Source organism: Arthrobacter sp. Bz4 (assembly GCF_003075455.1).
Classification (GTDB): domain Bacteria; phylum Actinomycetota; class Actinomycetes; order Actinomycetales; family Micrococcaceae; genus Arthrobacter_D.
Genome location: NZ_QDAE01000002.1, coordinates 216,642 through 236,226 on the forward strand (window position 1 = coordinate 216,642; position 19,585 = coordinate 236,226).

At 62.1% G+C, this 19,585-nt stretch carries 16 protein-coding genes and 1 riboswitch; of the genes, 6 read left to right on the top strand and 10 right to left on the bottom strand.

The genetic code is table 11. The features are described from left to right. Positions 1-113: 113 nt before the first annotated feature. Positions 114-216, bottom strand: a riboswitch (glycine riboswitch). A 165-nt stretch (positions 217-381) separates the two neighbouring features. From DDA93_RS02930 to DDA93_RS02945, 4 genes are all read right to left on the bottom strand, one after another. Beyond that, positions 382-561: a CsbD family protein gene (locus DDA93_RS02930; RefSeq protein ID WP_019482073.1), complete on the bottom strand. Its 180-nt coding sequence runs from the start codon at positions 559-561 to the stop codon at positions 382-384. Between the two features lie 89 nt (positions 562-650). Next, positions 651-2,117 (bottom strand): NAD(P)/FAD-dependent oxidoreductase, encoded by a 1,467-nt coding sequence (locus DDA93_RS02935; protein WP_019482072.1) that lies wholly within the window; start codon positions 2,115-2,117, stop codon positions 651-653. Beyond that, the gene (locus DDA93_RS02940) at positions 2,110-3,198 is read right to left on the bottom strand and encodes a peptidoglycan bridge formation glycyltransferase FemA/FemB family protein (RefSeq protein WP_116778016.1); all 1,089 of its coding nucleotides are present in this window, start codon (positions 3,196-3,198) and stop codon (positions 2,110-2,112) included. The genes DDA93_RS02935 and DDA93_RS02940 overlap by 8 nt, the downstream gene beginning before the upstream one ends. Continuing rightward, positions 3,195-4,640 carry a glycosyltransferase 87 family protein gene (locus DDA93_RS02945; protein ID WP_116778017.1) on the bottom strand — a complete coding sequence of 482 codons (1,446 nt, stop codon included), beginning with the start codon at positions 4,638-4,640 and terminating at the stop codon, positions 3,195-3,197. Before DDA93_RS02945 ends, DDA93_RS02940 begins: the two co-directional genes overlap by 4 nt. A gap of 177 nt (positions 4,641-4,817) precedes the next feature. Between DDA93_RS02945 and DDA93_RS02950 the strand changes: the two genes are divergently transcribed. Then, positions 4,818-5,903: an inositol-3-phosphate synthase gene (locus tag DDA93_RS02950; RefSeq protein ID WP_024475646.1), complete on the top strand. Its 1,086-nt coding sequence runs from the start codon at positions 4,818-4,820 to the stop codon at positions 5,901-5,903. A gap of 158 nt (positions 5,904-6,061) precedes the next feature. Here the strand turns inward: DDA93_RS02950 and DDA93_RS02955 are convergent, their stop codons facing one another. The 4 genes from DDA93_RS02955 to DDA93_RS02970 form a co-directional block, all read right to left on the bottom strand. Continuing rightward, the gene (locus DDA93_RS02955; protein ID WP_116778018.1) at positions 6,062-7,753 is read right to left on the bottom strand and encodes a formate--tetrahydrofolate ligase; all 1,692 of its coding nucleotides are present in this window, start codon (positions 7,751-7,753) and stop codon (positions 6,062-6,064) included. 98 nt (positions 7,754-7,851) lie between these two features. Then, on the bottom strand, positions 7,852-8,616 hold the full coding sequence (locus tag DDA93_RS02960) for a phosphatase (protein ID WP_116778019.1): 765 nt from the start codon (positions 8,614-8,616) through the stop codon (positions 7,852-7,854). 48 nt (positions 8,617-8,664) lie between these two features. Next, positions 8,665-9,912: a D-inositol-3-phosphate glycosyltransferase gene (mshA, locus tag DDA93_RS02965; protein WP_024475647.1), complete on the bottom strand. Its 1,248-nt coding sequence runs from the start codon at positions 9,910-9,912 to the stop codon at positions 8,665-8,667. A 271-nt stretch (positions 9,913-10,183) separates the two neighbouring features. Further along, positions 10,184-10,495 carry a hypothetical protein gene (locus DDA93_RS02970; RefSeq protein WP_116778020.1) on the bottom strand — a complete coding sequence of 104 codons (312 nt, stop codon included), beginning with the start codon at positions 10,493-10,495 and terminating at the stop codon, positions 10,184-10,186. A gap of 494 nt (positions 10,496-10,989) precedes the next feature. Here DDA93_RS02970 and DDA93_RS02975 point away from each other — a divergent pair, with 494 nt between their 5' ends. Next, positions 10,990-12,144 carry a DUF418 domain-containing protein gene (locus DDA93_RS02975; RefSeq protein ID WP_165802555.1) on the top strand — a complete coding sequence of 385 codons (1,155 nt, stop codon included), beginning with the start codon at positions 10,990-10,992 and terminating at the stop codon, positions 12,142-12,144. Between the two features lie 33 nt (positions 12,145-12,177). On the opposite strand, the gene DDA93_RS02980 is transcribed toward DDA93_RS02975, so the two are convergent. Both DDA93_RS02980 and DDA93_RS02985 read right to left on the bottom strand, forming a co-directional pair. After that, on the bottom strand, positions 12,178-12,825 hold the full coding sequence (locus tag DDA93_RS02980) for a histidine phosphatase family protein (RefSeq protein ID WP_165802556.1): 648 nt from the start codon (positions 12,823-12,825) through the stop codon (positions 12,178-12,180). Next, the gene (locus DDA93_RS02985) at positions 12,822-14,261 is read right to left on the bottom strand and encodes a CCA tRNA nucleotidyltransferase (RefSeq protein ID WP_116778022.1); all 1,440 of its coding nucleotides are present in this window, start codon (positions 14,259-14,261) and stop codon (positions 12,822-12,824) included. Before DDA93_RS02985 ends, DDA93_RS02980 begins: the two co-directional genes overlap by 4 nt. Before the next feature lie 149 nt (positions 14,262-14,410). On the opposite strand from DDA93_RS02985, the gene DDA93_RS02990 reads away from it, so the two are divergent. From DDA93_RS02990 to trxB, 4 genes are all read left to right on the top strand, one after another. Beyond that, positions 14,411-14,941 carry an NUDIX hydrolase gene (locus DDA93_RS02990; RefSeq protein ID WP_024475650.1) on the top strand — a complete coding sequence of 177 codons (531 nt, stop codon included), beginning with the start codon at positions 14,411-14,413 and terminating at the stop codon, positions 14,939-14,941. A 45-nt stretch (positions 14,942-14,986) separates the two neighbouring features. Beyond that, positions 14,987-16,765, top strand: a complete 1,779-nt coding sequence (locus DDA93_RS02995; protein ID WP_116778023.1) for a lipid II flippase MurJ — start codon at positions 14,987-14,989, stop codon at positions 16,763-16,765. A gap of 145 nt (positions 16,766-16,910) precedes the next feature. Continuing rightward, on the top strand, positions 16,911-18,386 hold the full coding sequence (locus tag DDA93_RS03000; protein WP_116778024.1) for an ABC transporter substrate-binding protein: 1,476 nt from the start codon (positions 16,911-16,913) through the stop codon (positions 18,384-18,386). Between the two features lie 132 nt (positions 18,387-18,518). Further along, positions 18,519-19,583, top strand: a complete 1,065-nt coding sequence (gene trxB, locus DDA93_RS03005) for a thioredoxin-disulfide reductase (protein ID WP_116778025.1) — start codon at positions 18,519-18,521, stop codon at positions 19,581-19,583. Positions 19,584-19,585 lie beyond the last annotated feature (2 nt).

Below are 19,585 nucleotides of genomic sequence, written 5' to 3' on the forward strand. Positions count from 1 at the left end.
TGGTGAGTTCCTCCCCGCTCTGTATGGGACCTGAGAGATTCCGCAGAACTACACGCCTGCTTGCACCGTCGGTGAGGTGGACGTGGATCCGTCCGCCTGCTTTCCAGAGTTGCCTAGCCGCAGCGGTACTGGGCCTGAGAGATTCCTGGGGAGGATTTGCTCCTACGGCGCCTGCCGGAGTGTGTGTCTACGGAAGTACTCTCCCGCTGCAGATCAAGGGCTATGAAATTATGATAATCGTGATCTAGCTTACTAGGCCGCGGACAGGAGTGCCAAAAACTCCGGTCAGGTGAATCGGTGGTCAATCTGGAGATTGGGGGTGGAAATCTTGACCCCCAATGTCCTGATTGACCCCACCGACGGTTCTAGGCGCCAAAGAGGCTACTTGTCACCCTTGAAGACGTCCTTGATGTTTTCACCGGCCTGCTTGGTGTGGGCCGACCCCTGATCGACCTGGCCGTCACGCGACAGGTCCTGGTTGTCAGTGGCATCACCGACGGCTTCCTTTGCCTTGCCGGTAAGTTCTTCGGCCTTGTTTTTCGCCTTATCAATGAAGCTCATGGACATCCTTCTCTATTGGTAGGTGATAGCTCGATAGGTCAGCTCTCACAAAGTACCTACAGGAGTAGGACGTGCCGCTCCGAGAATCCTCACGGTAAAGTTCGCCGATCCGCTTGGAGACCCACGCCGAGCGGCGGAACCGCCAGCCCGAACACCTGCTTCAGGGCCAGCCGTGCCGCATGGTAGCCGCCCATTCCGTGGACTCCCGGCCCGGGCGGTGTCGACGCCGAACACAGGAACACACCATCCAGCGGCGTCCGCCAGGGAGCGGGAGACAACACCGGCCGCGCCAGCATCTGCGAAAGGGTCACTGCTCCTCCCCCGAAGTCGCCCCCCACATAGTTGGCGTTTGACGTAGCCAGCTCGGCCGCCGTCGTCGTGAACGAGCTGACGACGACGTCGCGGAAGCCCGGTGCGAAGCGTTCGATCTGCGCGGTAATGGCATCGGCCATGTCATGGGTGGAACCACTGGGGACGTGGCAGTAGGTCCACAGGACATGTCGGCCCTTGGGGGCACGGGACGGGTCAAACAGCGACGGCTGGGAGAGCAGAACGTACGGGTTATCGGCGTGTTTACCGGCGGCCACCTGGGCTTCGGAGGCGACAATTTCGTCGCGGGTACCGCCCAGATGAACGGTTCCGGCGTGTGCAACATCCTCGTTGCTCCACGGCACTGGACCGGACAGGATGTATTCCACCTTGCAGGCGCCATCACCAAACCGGAATCGTTCGAGGGCTCGTTCGTAGCTGCGCGGAAGCCTGCCGTCCGCTAGCTCGAGCAGCCCGGGCGGGGCAACATCCAGCAGGACCAGCGGAACGCCCCTCAGTTCGGACAGGGACTGCACTGCGTGGTCGGCAACAATGTTCCCGCCGTGCGCCCGAATGTCATCGGCCATGGCGTTGGCGATTGACTGGGACCCACCCAGTGGGATTGGCCAGCCGCCGGCATGTGCCAGCGCGCCCAGAGTCAGTCCGGCTCCGGCAGCGGGGAGGGACGGCAGGGTGCCCACCGGGTGGGCCGCGACTCCGGTGAACAGTGCTGCGGCTGCGTCAGTGCTGAACCGCCGGTTCCAGAGCGGTGTCCCTTGATCGAGGGCGGCCAGGCCAAACCGCACCGCCGCAATGGGGTGGCGTGGCACCCGCAGCAGGTGATTCAGCGCTACATCGAGGGTGCCTTCGATGTTCCGTACGAGGGGCTCCATGAGCCTGCGGTAGGCGGGGCCGTCGCGCCCCAGCCCGTCGGTGGTACGCGCAAGGTCGCGGAACGCAACCCCGGCCCGACCGCCGTCGAGTGGGTGAGCGTAGGAAATATCCGGCACAGCGAAGTCGATTCGCCGCTGCAGTTCGAATTGGGAGAAGAACGGGGAGGCAAGAGCCATTGGATGCACGGCCGAACAGAGATCGTGCAGGTGGCCCGGCTCAAGTTCACCGGTGCGGGCTCCGCCGCCAATCGTCGTCGCTGCCTCGTAAACCGTGACGCTGAGGCCCGCGCGGGCAAGGACAACTGCTGCAGCAAGCCCGTTGGGGCCCGACCCGACTACTGCTGCGTCAGTCATCGCTGGGCCGCCGTCGCAACAGGGACCCGGTGCGGGTCTTGGCTGATGCGGTGAGCGATCGTACGGCTAACGGCAACGTGCGCCGCGCCTTGAGCGCTAGGGCAACCGCGCGGTAGCGAAGCGGGTCCAGGGGCACATCGTAGGTGGTCGGAACATCGACGATGTTCTTGGAGAAGTTCCGTTTAAAGGTGGTTACGTTGCTGAGCTGTGGGTAGTTCTCGCTGACGATGCCAGTCAACCCACAGCTACGATTGCCTGCCGCTTTGAGCTCCTTGAAAGCGTGCCACAGGAGGAGATAGGGGGCGAATAACTTCCGGGCCGCCTGGGTACTCGCCGCGAAGTAGTACACCGAATAGCCACGGTACTCGGTGGTGATGAGCCAGCTGATCGCCTGACCGTCGAGGTAGGCGACCATGAGGCGGAGATGATCACCGAGTTGCTCCAGGAGTTGCTCGTAATAGGCTGACTCGAAACTGGTGAAGCCATCGCGGGCGGCGGTCTCTTCCAAGATGGGGAACAGTTCGGAGCTGAAGACAGCCGACCAGTCGGCTCGCTCGATGCTGCGGATCTCGACGCCGGCCCGTTCAGCCCGACGGATGCTGTTGCGTGCATTTGGTTTGAACGCCTTGTAGATATCGGCTTCGCTGGGGGTGAGGTCAACGACGATCTCCCGCTCGTACCAGCCATGCTCGATTGGTCCAGTCGCCGGATCCTGCAGATGCTGGACCTGGAGCCGAACATAGAGGGGCTTGACGGCCGGGTCCGCCCCGAACTGCTCCCTGACGGTCTGCAGCAGGCGTGCTTCGGTGTCAGATGTGCGCTCGGTGAACCAGACTGGCCCATTCACCGCGACCAGCGACTTCCTGAACCGCCTGCTGCTCCAGAGGTAGCTGGCGACGGCGACCAGGGTGACGCCGTCGTAGTAGGCCCAGATGCCATAGGGAGTGCGCCCCCGGCTGGATTCGAATGCCGCCCACTGGGGGGTCTGTTCGAGCGGGATCAGCACTGCCGGGTGGGCCGACGACAGGGCTTCGAAGCCTTCCGTGCTGAGTTTCTCAAAGCGAAGGGCAACTGCGGTCACGGATGATCTTTCGGTTCAGGGGCGGGTCGGCTCAAGCGTACCCGAGTGCCGATTGATGCGACGTGGCGACGGCCGGATCGCCGATGGTCAGGTGCGTGATCGAAAGGGCCACCCTGGGGATCGTCAATGTCGAGGCGCCGTACGGGATCCTGACGGGGGTCGATAATGCCCTCAATCACGCGGTACATAATATATGCCGTTGCCAGCATATGTCCCATGACGGCCAGTAGGTAGTACGGCAAATCAATGTTGTTCTGCTGATCGCCGCCGCTGGCCTCCTGCGCGAGGTACATCATCAGAGCCCACCAGTGGGCCGCTTCAAAGAGTTGCCAGGTCAGAAAGGTCCGCCACTTCGGATAGGCAAGCGCCACCAGTGGTACCAGCCAGAGCGCGTACTGGGGCGAGTATTCCTTGCCGGTCAGAATCAGCGCTCCCACCAGGAGCAGCGCCAGCTGGGCCAGTCGTGGCCGCCGGGGCGCCATCAGCGCAAGCGCAGCGATACCGACCCCGAGAAGAGTGAACGCCACGGCCGCCAGCACCGTGGTTGTGGCAGCACTCATTTCCCAGCCACCCACACGGGCGATCATCGAATTGTAGGCAAACCAGACTGATGAAGGTCCGGCCTCCGCGGTCAACGCCTCCGCGACGTGGGTTGTCCACCCCCGCGGGTCGTACAAAGCAAAGGGAAGATTGGCCGCCAACCAGGTTGCAGCCAGCACGGTTCCCGTCAGTGCAGCGCCCCTGAAGAGGCGGGTGCGCCGCGCCAGCAGTGAGACTGCGGCGAAGATCAGCAACGGGTAGCCTGCAGCGGCCGTGCCGAGCCCGAGGAAGATTCCGGCCAGGACGAAGCTCCCACGCGCAAAGCCCAACATTCCCAGCGCGGCAAACATCACCGCCCAGAGATCCCAGCCGAGGAACCCGGTCAACACAATCATTGGTGCGACGGCGACCATCGCCGCATCCCACGGCCGCCGGTTGGTCATTCGCACGGTCGCGTAGACGGTGACCAGCCACGCTGCAACCGCCAGCACCGAATGCAGGTCGTAATACCTCAACGTGGTTCCTGCGGGAACGAGGTGAGCGGTCACTCCCGCAAAGGCTCCCGTCAGCGCGGAGTGACCCAGCTGCAGGAAGGATGCCCCATCACCGAGAGCCTCAAAGGCGTCGGGCCACTGCGAATGGCAGGCCATGTAATAGCGGTCCGGGCCCAACCATCCCTCGACCCGGCAGGGGTTCCTAATCAGAGCGGCAAGCACCGCCGCCGTCGTCGTCAGCAGGATCAGCACGCGTTCCACCGTGAATGTCCCGGGATCAATCGTGCCCGGGCTGGTTTTCCGGCCCAGCGGGCCACCGATCAGTTCAGTGAATTCCCGCAACAGTGCATCGGCACGCGACGGCGCCGAGATGCGCACCGGCCGCCGCCGGGACTGACCGGTTCCCATGCCTGAAGCCTACCGATCAAGTACGTCATTCACAGCGAATTTGGCCTATATATCAGGATGCTGGAATGCTTCGGGAAGATCGGGTGTTAGGAATAAGAAGTAGACTGGATTAGCTGTTCGATCTGTTACGGGAGAAATCCGGCGGGTCGGCATAAGAAGTGATTCAAGAGGAGAACAGTGGGAACTAACCCCATTAGGGTGGCAATCGTTGGTGTCGGCAACTGCGCGGCGTCACTGGTGCAGGGCGTACGTTATTACCAGGATGCGGACGCTACGGCGTCGATACCAGGACTGATGCACGTCGAATTCGGTAAGTACCACGTCAATGACGTTGAGTTCGTTGCCGCATTCGACGTCGATGGCAAGAAGGTGGGGCTGGACCTCGCCGACGCCATTGGTGCCAGCGAGAACAACACCATCAAGATCGCCGATGTACCGACAACCGGCATCAAGGTACAGCGGGGCCACACCCTCGATGGTCTGGGCAAGTACTACCGCGAGACCATCGTGGAATCCGACGCGGAGCCAGTCGACATCGTCGCCGAGCTCAAGGCCAACAAGGTCGACGTCATGGTTTGCTACCTGCCCGTCGGGTCCGAAGACGCGGCACGGTTCTACGCACAGTGCGCCATCGACGCGAAGGTGGCCTTTGTCAACGCGCTGCCCGTCTTCATTGCCGGCACCAAGGAGTGGGCTGACAAGTTCACTGCCGCCGGTGTTCCCATCGTTGGCGACGACATCAAGAGCCAGATCGGTGCAACGATCACCCACCGTGTGATGGCAAAGCTCTTCGAGGACCGGGGCGTCACCCTGGACCGCACGTACCAGCTCAATGTCGGCGGCAACATGGACTTCAAGAACATGCTGGAACGCGACCGGTTGGAGTCCAAGAAAGTTTCCAAGACACAGGCTGTCACGTCCAATGTGCAGGCTGATCTGGGCGAGCGGAACGTCCACATCGGTCCGTCCGACTACGTAGCCTGGCTGGATGACCGCAAATGGGCGTTCGTCCGTCTCGAAGGACGCAACTTTGGCGACGCGCCCGTCTCCCTGGAGTACAAGCTCGAGGTATGGGATTCGCCGAACTCTGCCGGTGTGATCATCGACGCCATCCGTGCGGCGAAGATCGCCCTCGATCGCGGGATTGGTGGTCCACTGCTTTCGGCGTCGAGCTACTTCATGAAGTCGCCACCGGAACAGTACGCCGACGATATCGCCCACGAGAAGGTTGAAGCCTTCATCCGTGGAGAGCTTGACCGCTAGGCTGCGGGTCTAGCTACCGCAGCCTTCGACCGCCTGCGTGGGCGCGGTGGACCTGTGGGGTGGTAATTTTCCGCCCCATGCCCACCGCGCCCACGGGCGTCCGGTGACTGTGCGCCGCCAGGGCACACCACAAGATGGGCGCCGCGAGGGCCCGTGACCTAGAACAGGCCGACCGCGCCGCCGTCGTCGTCGACGTCCATGCGCATCGCGGCCGGTTCCCTCGGCAGCCCCGGCATCGTCATGACCGTGCCGGTCAGCGCCACAATGAATCCGGCACCGGTCTTGGTGATCAGATCGCGGACGTGCACCGTGAATCCCTTCGGCGCTCCGAGCATCGCAGGATCATCGGAGAAGGAGTACTGGGTCTTCGCCATGCAGACCGGCAGTCCACCCCAACCGTTGGCTTCGATCTCTGCCAGCCTCCGCAGCGCCGGCACTGAGAAGTCGACGCCGTCAGCCCCATAGATTTCCTGCACGATGGTCCTGATTTTTTCCTCCACCGAAAGCTCAAGCGGGTACAGGTGACGGAAGCTCTGCGGCCCTGCCAAAGCGGTCAGCACCTTCGCCGCGAGTTCGTCCCCGCCGGATCCACCGCCGCCCTGTCCCCAGACATCGGCCACGGCGGCTTCGATTCCTTCAGCAGCGCACCACTCGAGTAGCCAGTCCAACTCTTCTTCGGGGTCGGTTGCGAACCGGTTGATTGCCACCACCGGGGTAATACCGAACTTCTCCACGTTGTGGACATGGCGGCGCAGGTTGGCGACCCCCGACTCCAGTGCGGCCGGATCAGGCTTCCGCAGATCGGTCTTGGCCACACCGCCGTGCATCTTCAGGGCACGGATGGTGGCGACGATGACGACGGCGGCCGGCGCCACGTCCGCGTACCGCGCCTTGATGTCCATGAACTTCTCGGCACCCAGATCGGCGCCAAACCCAGCCTCAGTGACCACGATGTCGGCGAGTTGGCGGGCAGCGCTCGTGGCGATGACCGAGTTGCAGCCGTGTGCGATGTTGGCGAACGGGCCACCGTGGACGAGGGCGGGCGTACCGGCAATGCTCTGGACGAGGTTCGGTTTAATCGCATCCCGCAGGAGCAGGGTCAACGCGCCCTCCACGCCGAGATCCCCCACCGTCACTGGTTTACGGTCGAAGGTGTAACCGAACGTGATTTTCGCCAGCCGGTGCTTGAGGTCCTGCAGATCAGAGGCGAGACAGAACACCGCCATAATCTCTGACGCAACCGTGATGTCGAAGCCGTCCTGTCGGGGGGTGCCCTGTGTTGGCCCACCCAACCCAATCACCACCTCGCGCAGGGCCCTGTCATTCATGTCCAGGACCCGCTTGAAGGTGATCCGTCGCGGGTCGATGTTCAGCTGGTTGCCCTGGTAAATATGGTTGTCCACCAGCGCCATCAATGCGTTGTTGGCGCTGGTGACCGCGTGGAAGTCACCCGTGAAGTGCAGGTTGATGTCCTCCATCGGTAGGACCTGCGAATAGCCGCCCCCGGTGGCGCCACCCTTCATGCCCAGGATCGGCCCGAGGGATGGTTCCCGCAAAGCGATCATGACATTACGTCCGCTTCGTGCCAAAGAGTCCGCCAGGCCAACCGTGCAGGTCGACTTTCCTTCACCGGCGGGCGTGGGGCTCATTGCGGTCACCAGAACCACTTTGCCGGCGGGCTTCCCGGGGTTTGGAAGCAGCTTTGCCGTATCGATCTTGGCCTTGTACCGACCGTAGTGTTCGAGTGCTGCGGCCGGTATGCCAGCTTTGGCAGCAATGTCGTCTATGGGTTGGATGGCTGCGTTACGGGCGACTTCCAGGTCGCTCGTTGGGGTGGGCAAAGACTTCATTGTCAACAGTCCTCTGGGCTTGTGGCGCGTCGGGAGTGAGTCCCATAAGGTGCCGCGGGTCTGGGCACAGCGTCAAATCTACCAGCGGCATCCGCGATTCAGCTGAGCCCGGACCGCCGCAACAGGTAGGCGATCATGGGTTCGTAGAGCCCTGGGGACACGTTGTCGTCAAGGGGAACCGCTACTTTGAGTTGCCCCTCTGCCTCGGAGACGAACAATCCCGGGTCATTGCAGTCGGCAAACCCCACCGCGGGGATTCCTGCGCTGGCGGCGAACCCAGCCCAGCCGTGGTCGGCCACCACCAGGTCAGGGGTTGGCTCGCCGAGTTCCGCGAGCAGTTCGAGGCTAAGCTGCATTGGTTCCGGCGAATGAGTGTGCGCCAGCCCGCCGTGCTGATGCCAGACCAGGACCCCGAAAAGTTGCCGGATGTCACCCTGCCTGAACTGTTGCCCCTCGGGTACCTCGACCACCGTTGCCCCGGCCCGGCGGGCCGCAGCGGCCAGGGCCGCATGCACCGGGAGCAGGCCTGCAGGGTGCCCGGTTGCGAAGAGGATGCGATGCCTGGCCGCCACAGCGGCTCCGAAAACGGACCCAAACCGGTCCAGCGCGGCCACGCACCGGGCCGAGTCGATGGTGTCCTGCCCCATCACGTGGTTACGGTTCGGGCTGATCCCTACCCGGTCACTCATCAGCTCGAAAACCTCATCGAAGTTCCATGGGCGGGTGGTGCGGACACCAAACTCGAGGTGTTCGCTGCCCTCGAGGAATAGCTGCATGTGCCGCAGATTGTCTTCACGCGGGGTGGCTACCGCTCCAGTGATTTGGACAGAGTCAAGGTAGGCAGCAAGTTCGGTGGAGTTCACAGAACCATCCTAGGTGAACTCGTTTGCGGGCAAATGCCGCCGGGACTATCAGCGCGCTGCGGCTTCTTCGAACCGCTCGACGGCGGTGCGGTAGCTTTGCGCTGTCAGGAGCGCGGTACGCTGCCACCCGAAAGCAAGGGCGTGAATAGCGGCGCCCCTGCCAAGTGACGCGCGGGTCGCGGCGTCGTCGTACATGGTTTCCAGTGCAGCTGACCACAGCTCAGGGGTGTGACCGTTGACCAGGGTGCCGGTCCGGCCGTCGCTGATGGCCTGCGGCAGGCCCCCCACATTGGCGGCTAGCACCGGGGTGCCGCACGCCTGCGCCTCGAGCGCCACCAGCCCGAATGATTCAGTGAAGGAGGGCATCGCCACGAGGTCCGCCGCTCGGAACCAATGGGCCAGCTGGTTCGCCTGGACTGGCGGGTAGAGTCTCACCCTGTCCTGGAGCCCGACGTCGTCAATGAGGGGCTGCAACCGCAGTGCCTCCGCGCCGCTGCCCGAGCCCAGAATGCTGAGCTGCAACGGGATGTCCGGGCGACGTGCCGCGAGGTCGGCGGCGGCCGCGACCAGCACCTGCGGTCCCTTCAGTTTCTGGATTCGTCCCGCGAATACCACGTGAAAAGCGTCAGGCGCGAAATTGAGGGATGCCCGGGATTCGGTGCGTGACTCGGGGTTGAACGTCTCAAGATCAACGCCGGGCGCCACGATGTCCACTCTTTCGGGTGCAGCACCGTACAGGGATTCCAGCTCAGCTGCCTCGGTGGAAGTGTTGGCGATCAGGCGGGAGGCGCCATCGACAATCGCCTGTTCCCCGGCAACCCGGACATCCGGCTCGGGTGTACCACCAGCGTGCAGGCGAATGTTCTTGACGCGTGCCATGGTGTGCATCGAGTGCACCAGGGGAAGGTTGAGACTGGCCCCGACGGTAAGACCGACACTTCCGGAAACCCAGTAGTGGGAGTGGATGACGTCGAAGTGGCCATCCGCCAGGAGGTCGGTCACCTCGGCGATAGCATCGGTGAACGATTCGGACAGGCCCGGCAGTTGTTCCTTGGGTACCTTACGCTGCGGTCCCGCCCGAAGGTGTCTGACGATGACCCCCGGCGCGAATTCCTCGGAGTGCGGTTGCCCTTCGGAGGCTGCACGGGTGAAGATTTCGACGTCAATTCCAACACGAGCCAATTCCAGGGCCAGGGAACGCACATAAACATTCATTCCACCGGCGTCGCCGGCCCCCGGCTGATCCAGCGGGGAGGTGTGCAGGGAGAGCATCGCCACACGCTTTACCGGAGGCATAAGATCTCCTCTCCCCTGATTGCTCTCGAACTTGTCGAGCGCTTGAATTGTCTGACGTTTTGCCGCCGCTACTGACCATATAACGTGCCGTGCAGGCTGCACATTCCGTGTCAGGCTGCAGAGAGCCGAATATTCGCGCCCGTTAAAGGCGGAAGCCCGCGCTGGGAAGCGCGGGCTTCTCGATTGGTGGGACTAATGACTTGCATCAGATCCTCCTTCGCGGGTGGTCAACAAGGTCAGAACCGGGCCATTCGCAGCGTGGATGAACCAGCTACTTGACGTACATGGTGTGCTGCGGCAGGACAAGACGGTCAACCGTGTCCCTCGCGACAGGCGGGGGTGGCTCGGGTATTCGTTTCCACAGGGACACACTGTCCCTGAGCTTCTTCAACATGATTTGCACCTCCTCTCGAGAGGCATAGTTGGGCATGACTGTGATTGGCGAATCGGGTATACCAGTTTCCGGATCCCCGGTGGCGGTGAGATTGCCAGCCATGATGAATTCGCCATGCGCCCGGATGGAGTTGCCGGGGGTAACTGGTGAGACGGCAGGGGAAGTGGAACTGGTCAGCAAAGTGGACACAGGGGTCTCCTGAATTTGATGGTGCAAAGGGAATCCTCAATCGAGGAGGGCGGGCAAACAGCGCACGCAGCAGGGCGGCGGAAACCGCCTGAGCATCAAAAGGGGTACCGAAGATGGGTCGCCTCCCGCCAGGTGGGAGGGCAACCGAATCAGCAGCTAGCTAATGCGCAGCAACGGAGGCCGGACTGGTGTACGCGGTAAACGATCGGCGTAGCTTTGTATTCACAGTTCCCACCTCCCTTTCATCTAGTGCGCCAATAGAGACAGTGCCGAAATTCATCAAGCGATCACTCGATTGAGAACTCCCAATGGCACAAATCAAAGCTACCGCACGGGACGGTGATCGCCTAGGCTTTTGACTGACAATTCTCAAATGTTTTGCCCACCCCGGAACTTCCAGGGAGCCAGCCCCGTCTTCAGCCCGGTGGGCGCGTCCCGGCTAGGCTGACAGCATCCTGCGACTGCAGGTCCTGACCAGTGAGATGGGGGCAGTCGTGGATAGGCTCCGAGAGCTCGACGGGCTGCGCGCCTTCGCGCTTTTCGGCATACTGACAGTGAATATCTGGTTCTTCGCCGACCCCTGGGCGTTCGCCGGAGACATCAGCCCCGACCATTCTTCGCCGTCGGACATTGCAGTCCGGTTCCTCGTGACGATGCTGTTCGAAGGCAAGTTCTACATACTGTTCGCGTTTCTCTTCGGGTACGGCTTCGCCCTGCAGGAGCGGGCCGCCGCCCGGGCGGGAGTGCCATTGGGGCCTCGCATGCTGCGCCGTTTGGCGGGGCTCGCGATGCTCGGGCTGGCTCATGGCTTCCTGCTGTTTTTCGGCGACATCCTGTTGACCTATGCAGTGATGGGGGTGGTGCTGTTCAGTTTGCGGACCATCCGAGCGCGGATGTCCGTCCTGATCGCGGCCGGTATTACCGTGGGCATGTCACTGCTGTTGACCCTGGTGGGAGCCTTCGTCGCTACTGTCAACAATCCAGTCGACGACGGCGTGATCCCCGCCCCGAGCGTTGCGGCCCTCACAGAAAGTCCGGGATCAGCCCTGGCAGCGAATGTGGAAAACTATCTCATCGCCCTTCCCTCAGTGATGCTTTTCCAGGGGCCCCTGTCCCTGGCGATGTTCCTTCTGGGTCTCGCCGCCGCCCGGAAAGGGATACTTGAGCGACCCCTGAGCAGTTCAACGCTGCGCCGGATTGCCATCGTCTGTCTGCCGATTGGGCTGCTCGCCGCTGGGGCCCAGTCCGCCTTGCTGTATTACGCCGACCACGACCGCTTTTCCCTTGTATCGACCGGCATCACCACGTTGACCGCGCCCCTCCAGACAACCGGGTACGTGTGTTTGTTGTTGTTGGCTTTTCGTTCCCCGCCAGGACAAAACGTCCTGGGCGCGCTGGCTCCGGCGGGACGAATGGCGTTGACCAACTATCTGGGCCAGTCGCTGGTGCTCGTGATCGTGTTCACCGGTGTTGGGCTGGGGCTGACCAATGTCTTGCCGCCCGCCTGGGTGATGATGGTCGTCGTCGTCCTGTTTGGTGCCCAGGTGGTGCTGAGCCGACTTTGGTTATCGCGGTTTGGCATCGGCCCAATGGAGGCGCTGCTAAGACGCGTTACCTATTCGCCGCAGGAACGGCACCCTCCAGCCTGACAGGTTCACCCACCGGACGGCTTGAGTCGGGTGTCAGAGATTCCAGTGCACAATGGCGGGTGTCCGCTTATCCCATCCCAGTGCGCACACCGCCGCAGTACCGAGGACGAACCGTCGGCCCTGGCCGGGATCCATCTCCAGCCACCGCGCGGCGACCACCCGCAGGAAGTGCCCGTGCGCGACAAGCAAAACGTTACGCACCGGGTGCGCGGAAGGATCCTGGTCTGCTGGGGTGCCGCAGCCGGCCTGGACCGTTGAGATGATCCGGTCAGCGCGCCCAGCAACCTGGGCGAGGGTTTCACCGTTCGGCACTCCGTCATTCCAGATCAGGTACCCGGGATTCTCCGCGCGAACCGTGGCGCTGTTGCGTCCTTCGTTGTCGCCGTAATCCCACTCGTGCGCATGCGGAAGAATCTCCGGATCAGGAAAGCCCGCCAAATGCGCGGTCCGGACCGCGCGCTGCAACGGTGAGGACAAAACAGCGTCGAACGTGATCCCTTTGAGGTGCCGTGCAGCGTCGACCGCCTGCTTTTCCCCGCTGGCGGTCAAGGGAAGGTCGGTGAGGCCCGTGTAGTTGCCGTCCCGGGACCACTCGGTTTCCCCGTGCCGCATCAGCCAGAGGTGCGGTAGTGGAGTTCCTGCTGGGGTCAGGTCTGGTGAGGCTGCGCCGGAGAGGCTCATGGTGTCGCCGACTCTGGTTGTAACGCCCACCAGGTGCGGAGCAACGCCTCGGCTTCTTCGGCCGACTGAGGTCCATGTTCCATACGTTCCTCCAACAGGAATCGGTACGCCCGGCCAACCACCGGGCCGGGTTTGATGTTCAGTAGTCCCATGATCTGCGCTCCGTCGAGGTCCGGGCGAATGGATTCCAGTTCCTCCTGTTCGGCCAGCGCCTCGATTCGCGCTTCCAGGTCGTCGTAGGCGAAGGCCAACCGCTCTGCCTTACGCTGATTCCGGGTGGTGACGTCCGAACGCGTCAGCCGGTGCAGCCGTTCCAGCAGACTCCCCGCATCGTTGACGTACCGGCGCACCGCGGAGTCGGACCAACCGGCCTCCCCGTAGCCGTAGAACCGCATGTGCAGCTCCACCAGCCGCGACACAGCCTTGATCGAGTCGTTGTCGAACCGCAGGGCTTTCATCCGTTTTGCGGTGAGCTTGGATCCCACCATGTCATGGTGCCGGAAGCTGACCGCCCCGGAGGGCTCAAATTTACGGGTGGCGGGTTTGCCGACGTCGTGCATCAACGCAGCAAACCGCAGCACGAAGTCAGGCCCGGGGACGGTCCCGTCGGCGCCCGTCTCCAGGCGGCAGGCTTGCTCGAGCACAGTCAACGAGTGCTGGTAGACATCCTTGTGACGGTGATGCTCATCGATTTCCAGACGCAACGCCGCCACCTCGGGAAGCACGTAGTCGGCCAACCCGCTTTCCACCATCAGGTCAATGCCCCGTTGAGGTGCGTCCCCCAGGACCAGTTTCACCAGTTCGTCGCGGACCCGCTCGGCGGAGATGATGGTGATGCGTTGGGCCATGGAAGCCATCGCCTCGGACACCTCAGGGGCCACCTCGACCCCCAGTTGGGAGGCGAAGCGTGCGGCCCGCATCATGCGCAGGGGGTCATCCGAGAACGACGACGACGGCGCCCCGGGGGTCCGCAGCACCCCCGCCTTCAGATCCCGGAGGCCCCCATAGGGATCCACCAGCTCCATCGATGGAAGCCGGAGCGCCATGGAGTTGATGGTGAAGTCACGGCGCAGCAGATCATCCTCCAGGGTGTCCCCGAAAGCGACAACCGGTTTACGGGACGCGGGGTCGTAAGCCTCCGCCCGATAGGTGGTCACCTCGATCATGAAGCCGCCCTTACGGAGTCCGATAGTGCCGAAATCTCTGCCGATCTCCCAGTAGGAATCGGCCCACCCGCGGATGACATTCAGGGTCTGGTCCGGTGTGGCGTTACTGGTGAAGTCGAGATCCGGGGAGGTGCGGTGCAGGAAGAGGTCGCGGACAGGCCCGCCCACCAGCGACAGTTCATGTCCGGCGGCAACGAAGAGCCGTCCCAATTCGGCAACAACCGGGGGGAGCGGAGCGGTAAGGGTTGAGTTGTCTAACAGGTGCACCATAGTGCTTAAAGGGTGCCAGATGCCACGGCAAATTCCACTATGGGGGCGGCCGTGGCCGGGGACGGCCGACACGCGGGTACCGGCCCAGCAGGACGGCGGAGCTTATGGATCGTCATCAACCGAAGCGAAAGATCGTTAGAGTGGACTGCATGGACCGTCCTGTTCCAAGCGCACCCAAGCGGACCCCGTTGACAGTGTCAATGGGCAGTGCTGGCGCGCCCCAGGTCCACCAGTCGCTGCCGACCGTCGAGGAAGTGTCAGCAGGCGGCATAGTGGTCGATACCTCCGATGACCAGCTCAACGTAGCGATCATTGCCCGGCTGAACCGTGGCGGCCGACTCGAGTGGTGCCTTCCGAAAGGTCATCCCGAAGGTAGAGAAAACAATTCCGAAGCTGCGGTGCGGGAAATCGAGGAAGAAACCGGCATCAAGGGCCGCATTCTTACTGCCTTGGGCAGTATCGATTACTGGTTCACCGTCAGTGGGCACCGCGTTCATAAAACAGTTCACCACTATCTCCTGATCTCCACTGGTGGCCGGCTCACCATCGAGAATGACCCGGACCACGAAGCAGTCGATGTGGCGTGGGTTCCCCTGGCTGAGCTGGGAAAGAAGCTCTCCTTCCCCAATGAGCGCCGCATCGCTGACCTGGCCCGGGAAGTCCTCCCGGACTACCTGTAAGTCCGCGTTATCGCCACGGGGCCAGTGGTGAGACGATAGACAACGATGTCGGACTCAAACACAGCCTCCCTCCCCGTGCAGGACGCTGGGGTACTGCCCAGCCGCCGCGCAAGTCAATCTGGCGACACTGCTGCCACCTCAGCCGACGACGGCGCGCACTCTTCCACTGAAGCCCCGGATACAACAGCGCGCTCGAGCGCCATCATGGCGGCGGGAACCCTTGTGTCCCGAGTGCTCGGACTGGTCCGGGTGGCCCTCCTTGCGACGGCGCTCGGCGCCTCCGGCGGGGTGGTGGATGCATTCTCCATAGCCAATAGCCTGCCGAATTTCATCTATCTCATGGTTGCCGGCGGGGTGTTCAACGCCGTCCTGGTGCCGCAGATTATTAAAGCTACGCAAAACCCTGATCGGGGAGCCGACTTCATCAGTCGCCTCATTACCCTCGCTGTCATAGTCCTCCTGGTCCTGACTGCTTTGGTCACTCTCGCCGCACCCCTGATCATGACCCTGGTCACCGACTTTTCGGGTGAGCGTCTGGCGCTAGCCACCATTTTTGCGTATTGGTGCCTCCCACAGATTTTTTTCTATGGCCTCTACGCGATTATCGGTCAGGTCCTCAACGCCAATGGCTCCTTTGGCCCCTATATGTGGGCGCCGGTCGCAAACAATATCGTGTCAATTGCTGCGCTGGTGTCTTTCATTGTTTTGATGGGCTCGCAACTCGACAGCTCGCACACACCGGACTCGTGGACCTCGTCCCAGACACTGCTGCTCGCGGGAGGTACCACTCTCGGGATCATCATTCAGGCATTGGTTCTCTTCTGGCCGCTGAAGAGGCTCGGGCTGGGCCTCAAGCCAACATTCGGGTGGCGGGGGGTGGGATTGGGTCGCACCGGCAAACTGGCTTCCATCACCATCATCACCATGCTGGTAGGCAACGGCTTGTACCTGGTCAACATCCGTGTTGCCTCAATTGCCGCCGAAGCACGGCCGGACTATCTCGCCAGGGTGCCGCCGCAGCAGATTGCGGGACCCTTCAACCTTGACATCGGAACAATGGTGTACGTCCTGCCCCATTCCGTGATCGCCCTCTCTATCGCCACGGTGATGTTCAATCAGCTGGCGGCGGCCCATAGTCGCAACGATTTGGCCCTAATCAAGGAGACACTGTCACGTGGCCTTCGCATTATGGGGGTAGCAACAGTTTTCGGTGCGGCAGTTCTCCTGGCGCTGGCAGTACCACTGGGGATGCTGTTCTCGGGTGGGATCCGACCGGACGGAGCACTCAACGCCGTGCTCATTTCCCTGCTGGCCATCGGGGCACCTTTCCTCAGTGCCAACTTCTTCCTGAACCGGGTCTTCTACGCGGCCGAGGACGCCGTGACTCCGCTACGCATCCAGCTCATCCTGTCTGTAATCGGGGTGGCGTTGGCACTGATATCCGGGACTTTTGCGCCGGAATACATTGTCCCACTGCTGGCTGTCAGCTACTCGCTGGGCAACATCATCGCCGTCGTCGTCAGCCACACGTTCCTGGTGCGCAAGATCGGCTCTTACGGTGCGGGCCGCGTCTACGATGTCCATGTTCGGCTTGTCCTCGCCGGGATGGCGTCCGCTGCAGTTGGTACCGGGGCGCTCTGGCTTTTCGGTGGCTACAGCATCGAAGGCTTTGTCTGGCAATCGGTCCTGGCCGCCTTCAGCGTGCTCGCCGTTTGTGGCACGCTGATGGCGCTTGTCTACCTGCTCATGCTCAAGGTTCTGCGCATTAGGGAGCTGGATGACTTCCTGGCTCCCCTCTTGTCCCGATTCACTCGCACCAAGTGAACTCGGCACCGGCATGCGAGCCGAAAACCCGCGGATCCACGGTACTGACCGGTAGCATTGGTGGGAATCATCTGCAATTGACTTCACGCGCTGAACAGGATGCTGTTCGTCGCCCGAGAATCCATTCATTCCACGGGAGGAACACGTGCCACAACCAGTAGACGTCGGATCAGTATTGGGAGGCCGCTACAAGGTCACCGCCTACGTACTGGCTTCTGCTGACCGGGACCTCGTGCTCGACGGTATGGACCAGGTATTGAATCGGCCAGTCAGCATCCTGGTCGCTTCAGCTTCCAACGCCAGCCAAATAGCCGCTACCGCCCGTGAAGTGGCCACTGGTGAACGGGCGGGGAACATCCAGGTCCTTGATCTGGGCGTCACCGACGAGAGCACCTATCTGGTCACCAACCGTGCCTCCCCAGCCGACTTGTTGGATCTCGTTGTCCCTCAGGATGCACCGTTTGTCGAACCATTTTTCACCGATACCCTTGGATCGGAAATCTTCGGCGGGCCCCGCTCCACCGAACCCGAGACTTACGATGACGACGACGATTACGACTACTACGACGACGACCAGCCCGAAAAGAAGTCCCGCCTGCCGAAGGCCCGGCTGCCGAAGTTCGGCAAGGGTGCCGCGGCTGCTGGCGCTGCGGGTGTCACTGCGGGAGCCTCCGGCGCTGACGCTGCCACCCCCGCCTCAGCCAACCCGGCGTCCGCTTCGTCAGCGGTTCCTCCGCCGCCGGCATCTGCGCCCCGTGGCAGCGACCAGCCCAAGGTGTCCCTCTGGTCAGAGAGCGACTACGACGCCGATACAAAACGGACAGACGATTCCGGCCGGGCCGCGTCACACTTTCCTGCTGCAGCCGCCTCCGGTGGCGGAGCACCTGAAGATTACGACGAATACGACACAGCTGAGGACGATGACGAGGGAAACAACCCGAAGTACACCCGGGTCCTCGTCGGAGTGGTGCTCGCGATCATCCTGGTGACCGTCGTTGCCCTGGCCGTCAACCAGCTCAGCAACTACTTTTCGCCTGATCCCCTAGCGGGCGCCGAGACCACCACCGCCCAGGTGGAAGAGGAACCGACCGACGACGTCGCAACCACCCCTGCCGAAGGCCCTGAGGAAACTCCAGAACCAACGGTGGAAGCAGTTGAGCCAGTCCCCGCGAATGTGACACGCCTCGTCCCCGATAATGCAGAGTTGAACGCCGAAACTGACGCGGACCTTCCCCTGATTATCGATGGTAATCCTGGCAGTTTCTGGGGCTCCCTCGTCTTCGCGAACGAGACTTTTGGCGGCTTGGCCCAGAACATGGCTCTTGTCGTCGAACTCGAAGAGGAGTCGACAATCAGCCAGATCCAGATCGAGCAACTCAACGGCTCCGGTGGCAGTTTCACTGTCCTCCTCAATGATGAGCCGACCCTCGACGGCGCAGATCAGATTGCGCAAAGCTCCTTCACCGGGCCGACAATCAACATCCCTGTCCCACCAGGCGCGGAGGGCGAGCCCGCCACCGCTCAGTACGTCATTGTCAACCTCACCCAGCTTCCGCGTTTGACCAACGTTCAGGCCATCTTCCCCTGGGGCGTCCGGATAGCGGAGATCAGCGTCTCCTAAACTTCACCTTTTGTTGAGCGGTGCGCTTCGCGGACGGAATAAGCTTGACCCTGACGCGGTTCTTATAAATGACCGCTCAGCCGGGCCCCAGGCTCCTGTAGTGGTGTCAACAAAGGAAGGTCTACCAAACCCGTGACTATAGAAACCGGCACAACCGGAACCAGCAGCACCGATCCACAGAAGATCCACGATGTGATCATTGTGGGCTCAGGACCGGCCGGATACACAGCCGCCGTGTACACCGCCCGGGCGAATCTGGCGCCTCTGATGATTGCCAGTTCCGTCAAAGCCGGCGGTGAACTGATGAACACCACGGATGTGGAAAACTATCCCGGCTTCCCTGAAGGTGTCATGGGACCGGATCTGATGGAGCAGTTCGAAAAGCAGGCCGTACGGTTCGGCACAGAGATACTGTTCGAAGATGTGACGTCGCTTGAGCTCTCCGGCGCGGTCAAGACGGTCACCATCGGCACAGGTGAGACTTTCAGCGCGCGATCCATCATTGTGTCTACCGGTTCCGAGTATCGTGAACTCGGGCTTGAGGATGAGAAGCGTCTTTCAGGGCACGGCGTCAGCTGGTGTGCAACCTGTGACGGGTTCTTCTTCAGGGACCAGGACATTGCAGTGATTGGCGGGGGTGACTCCGCAATGGAGGAGGCCCTTTTCCTGACGAAATTTGCTCGCTCCGTCACAGTGGTCCACAGGCGGGACTCGCTTCGTGCATCCAAGATCATGCAGGATCGGGCATTGAGCCACGAGAAGATCCGCTTCATCTGGAACTCCGAGGTTGTGGGGATCGACGGCGACTCCAAGGTAACGGGTTTGCGCCTGGCTAGCACTGTAGACGACTCAACCCAGCATCTCCCGGTCACCGGGGTTTTCGTTGCTATCGGCAACGACCCTAGGGTGGACCTGGTACGGGGAGTGCTCGAGCTCACGACAGAAGGCACCATCGCTGTCCAGGGCCGCACATCCAAGACCTCCATACCCGGGGTATTTGCCGCGGGCGACGTGATCGACCCTACCTACCGCCAAGCCATCACTGCCTCCGGTTCAGGATGTGTTGCGGCAATTGACGTAGAGCATTACCTCGCTGACCTCGGGGACTCGGTTGAGACGGCGGCGGAAGTACCAACACCGCCAGCCGAACAGGTCTCTGAAGATGCCCACGTATCCAGCACCACCCAAGGAGAGTAGCT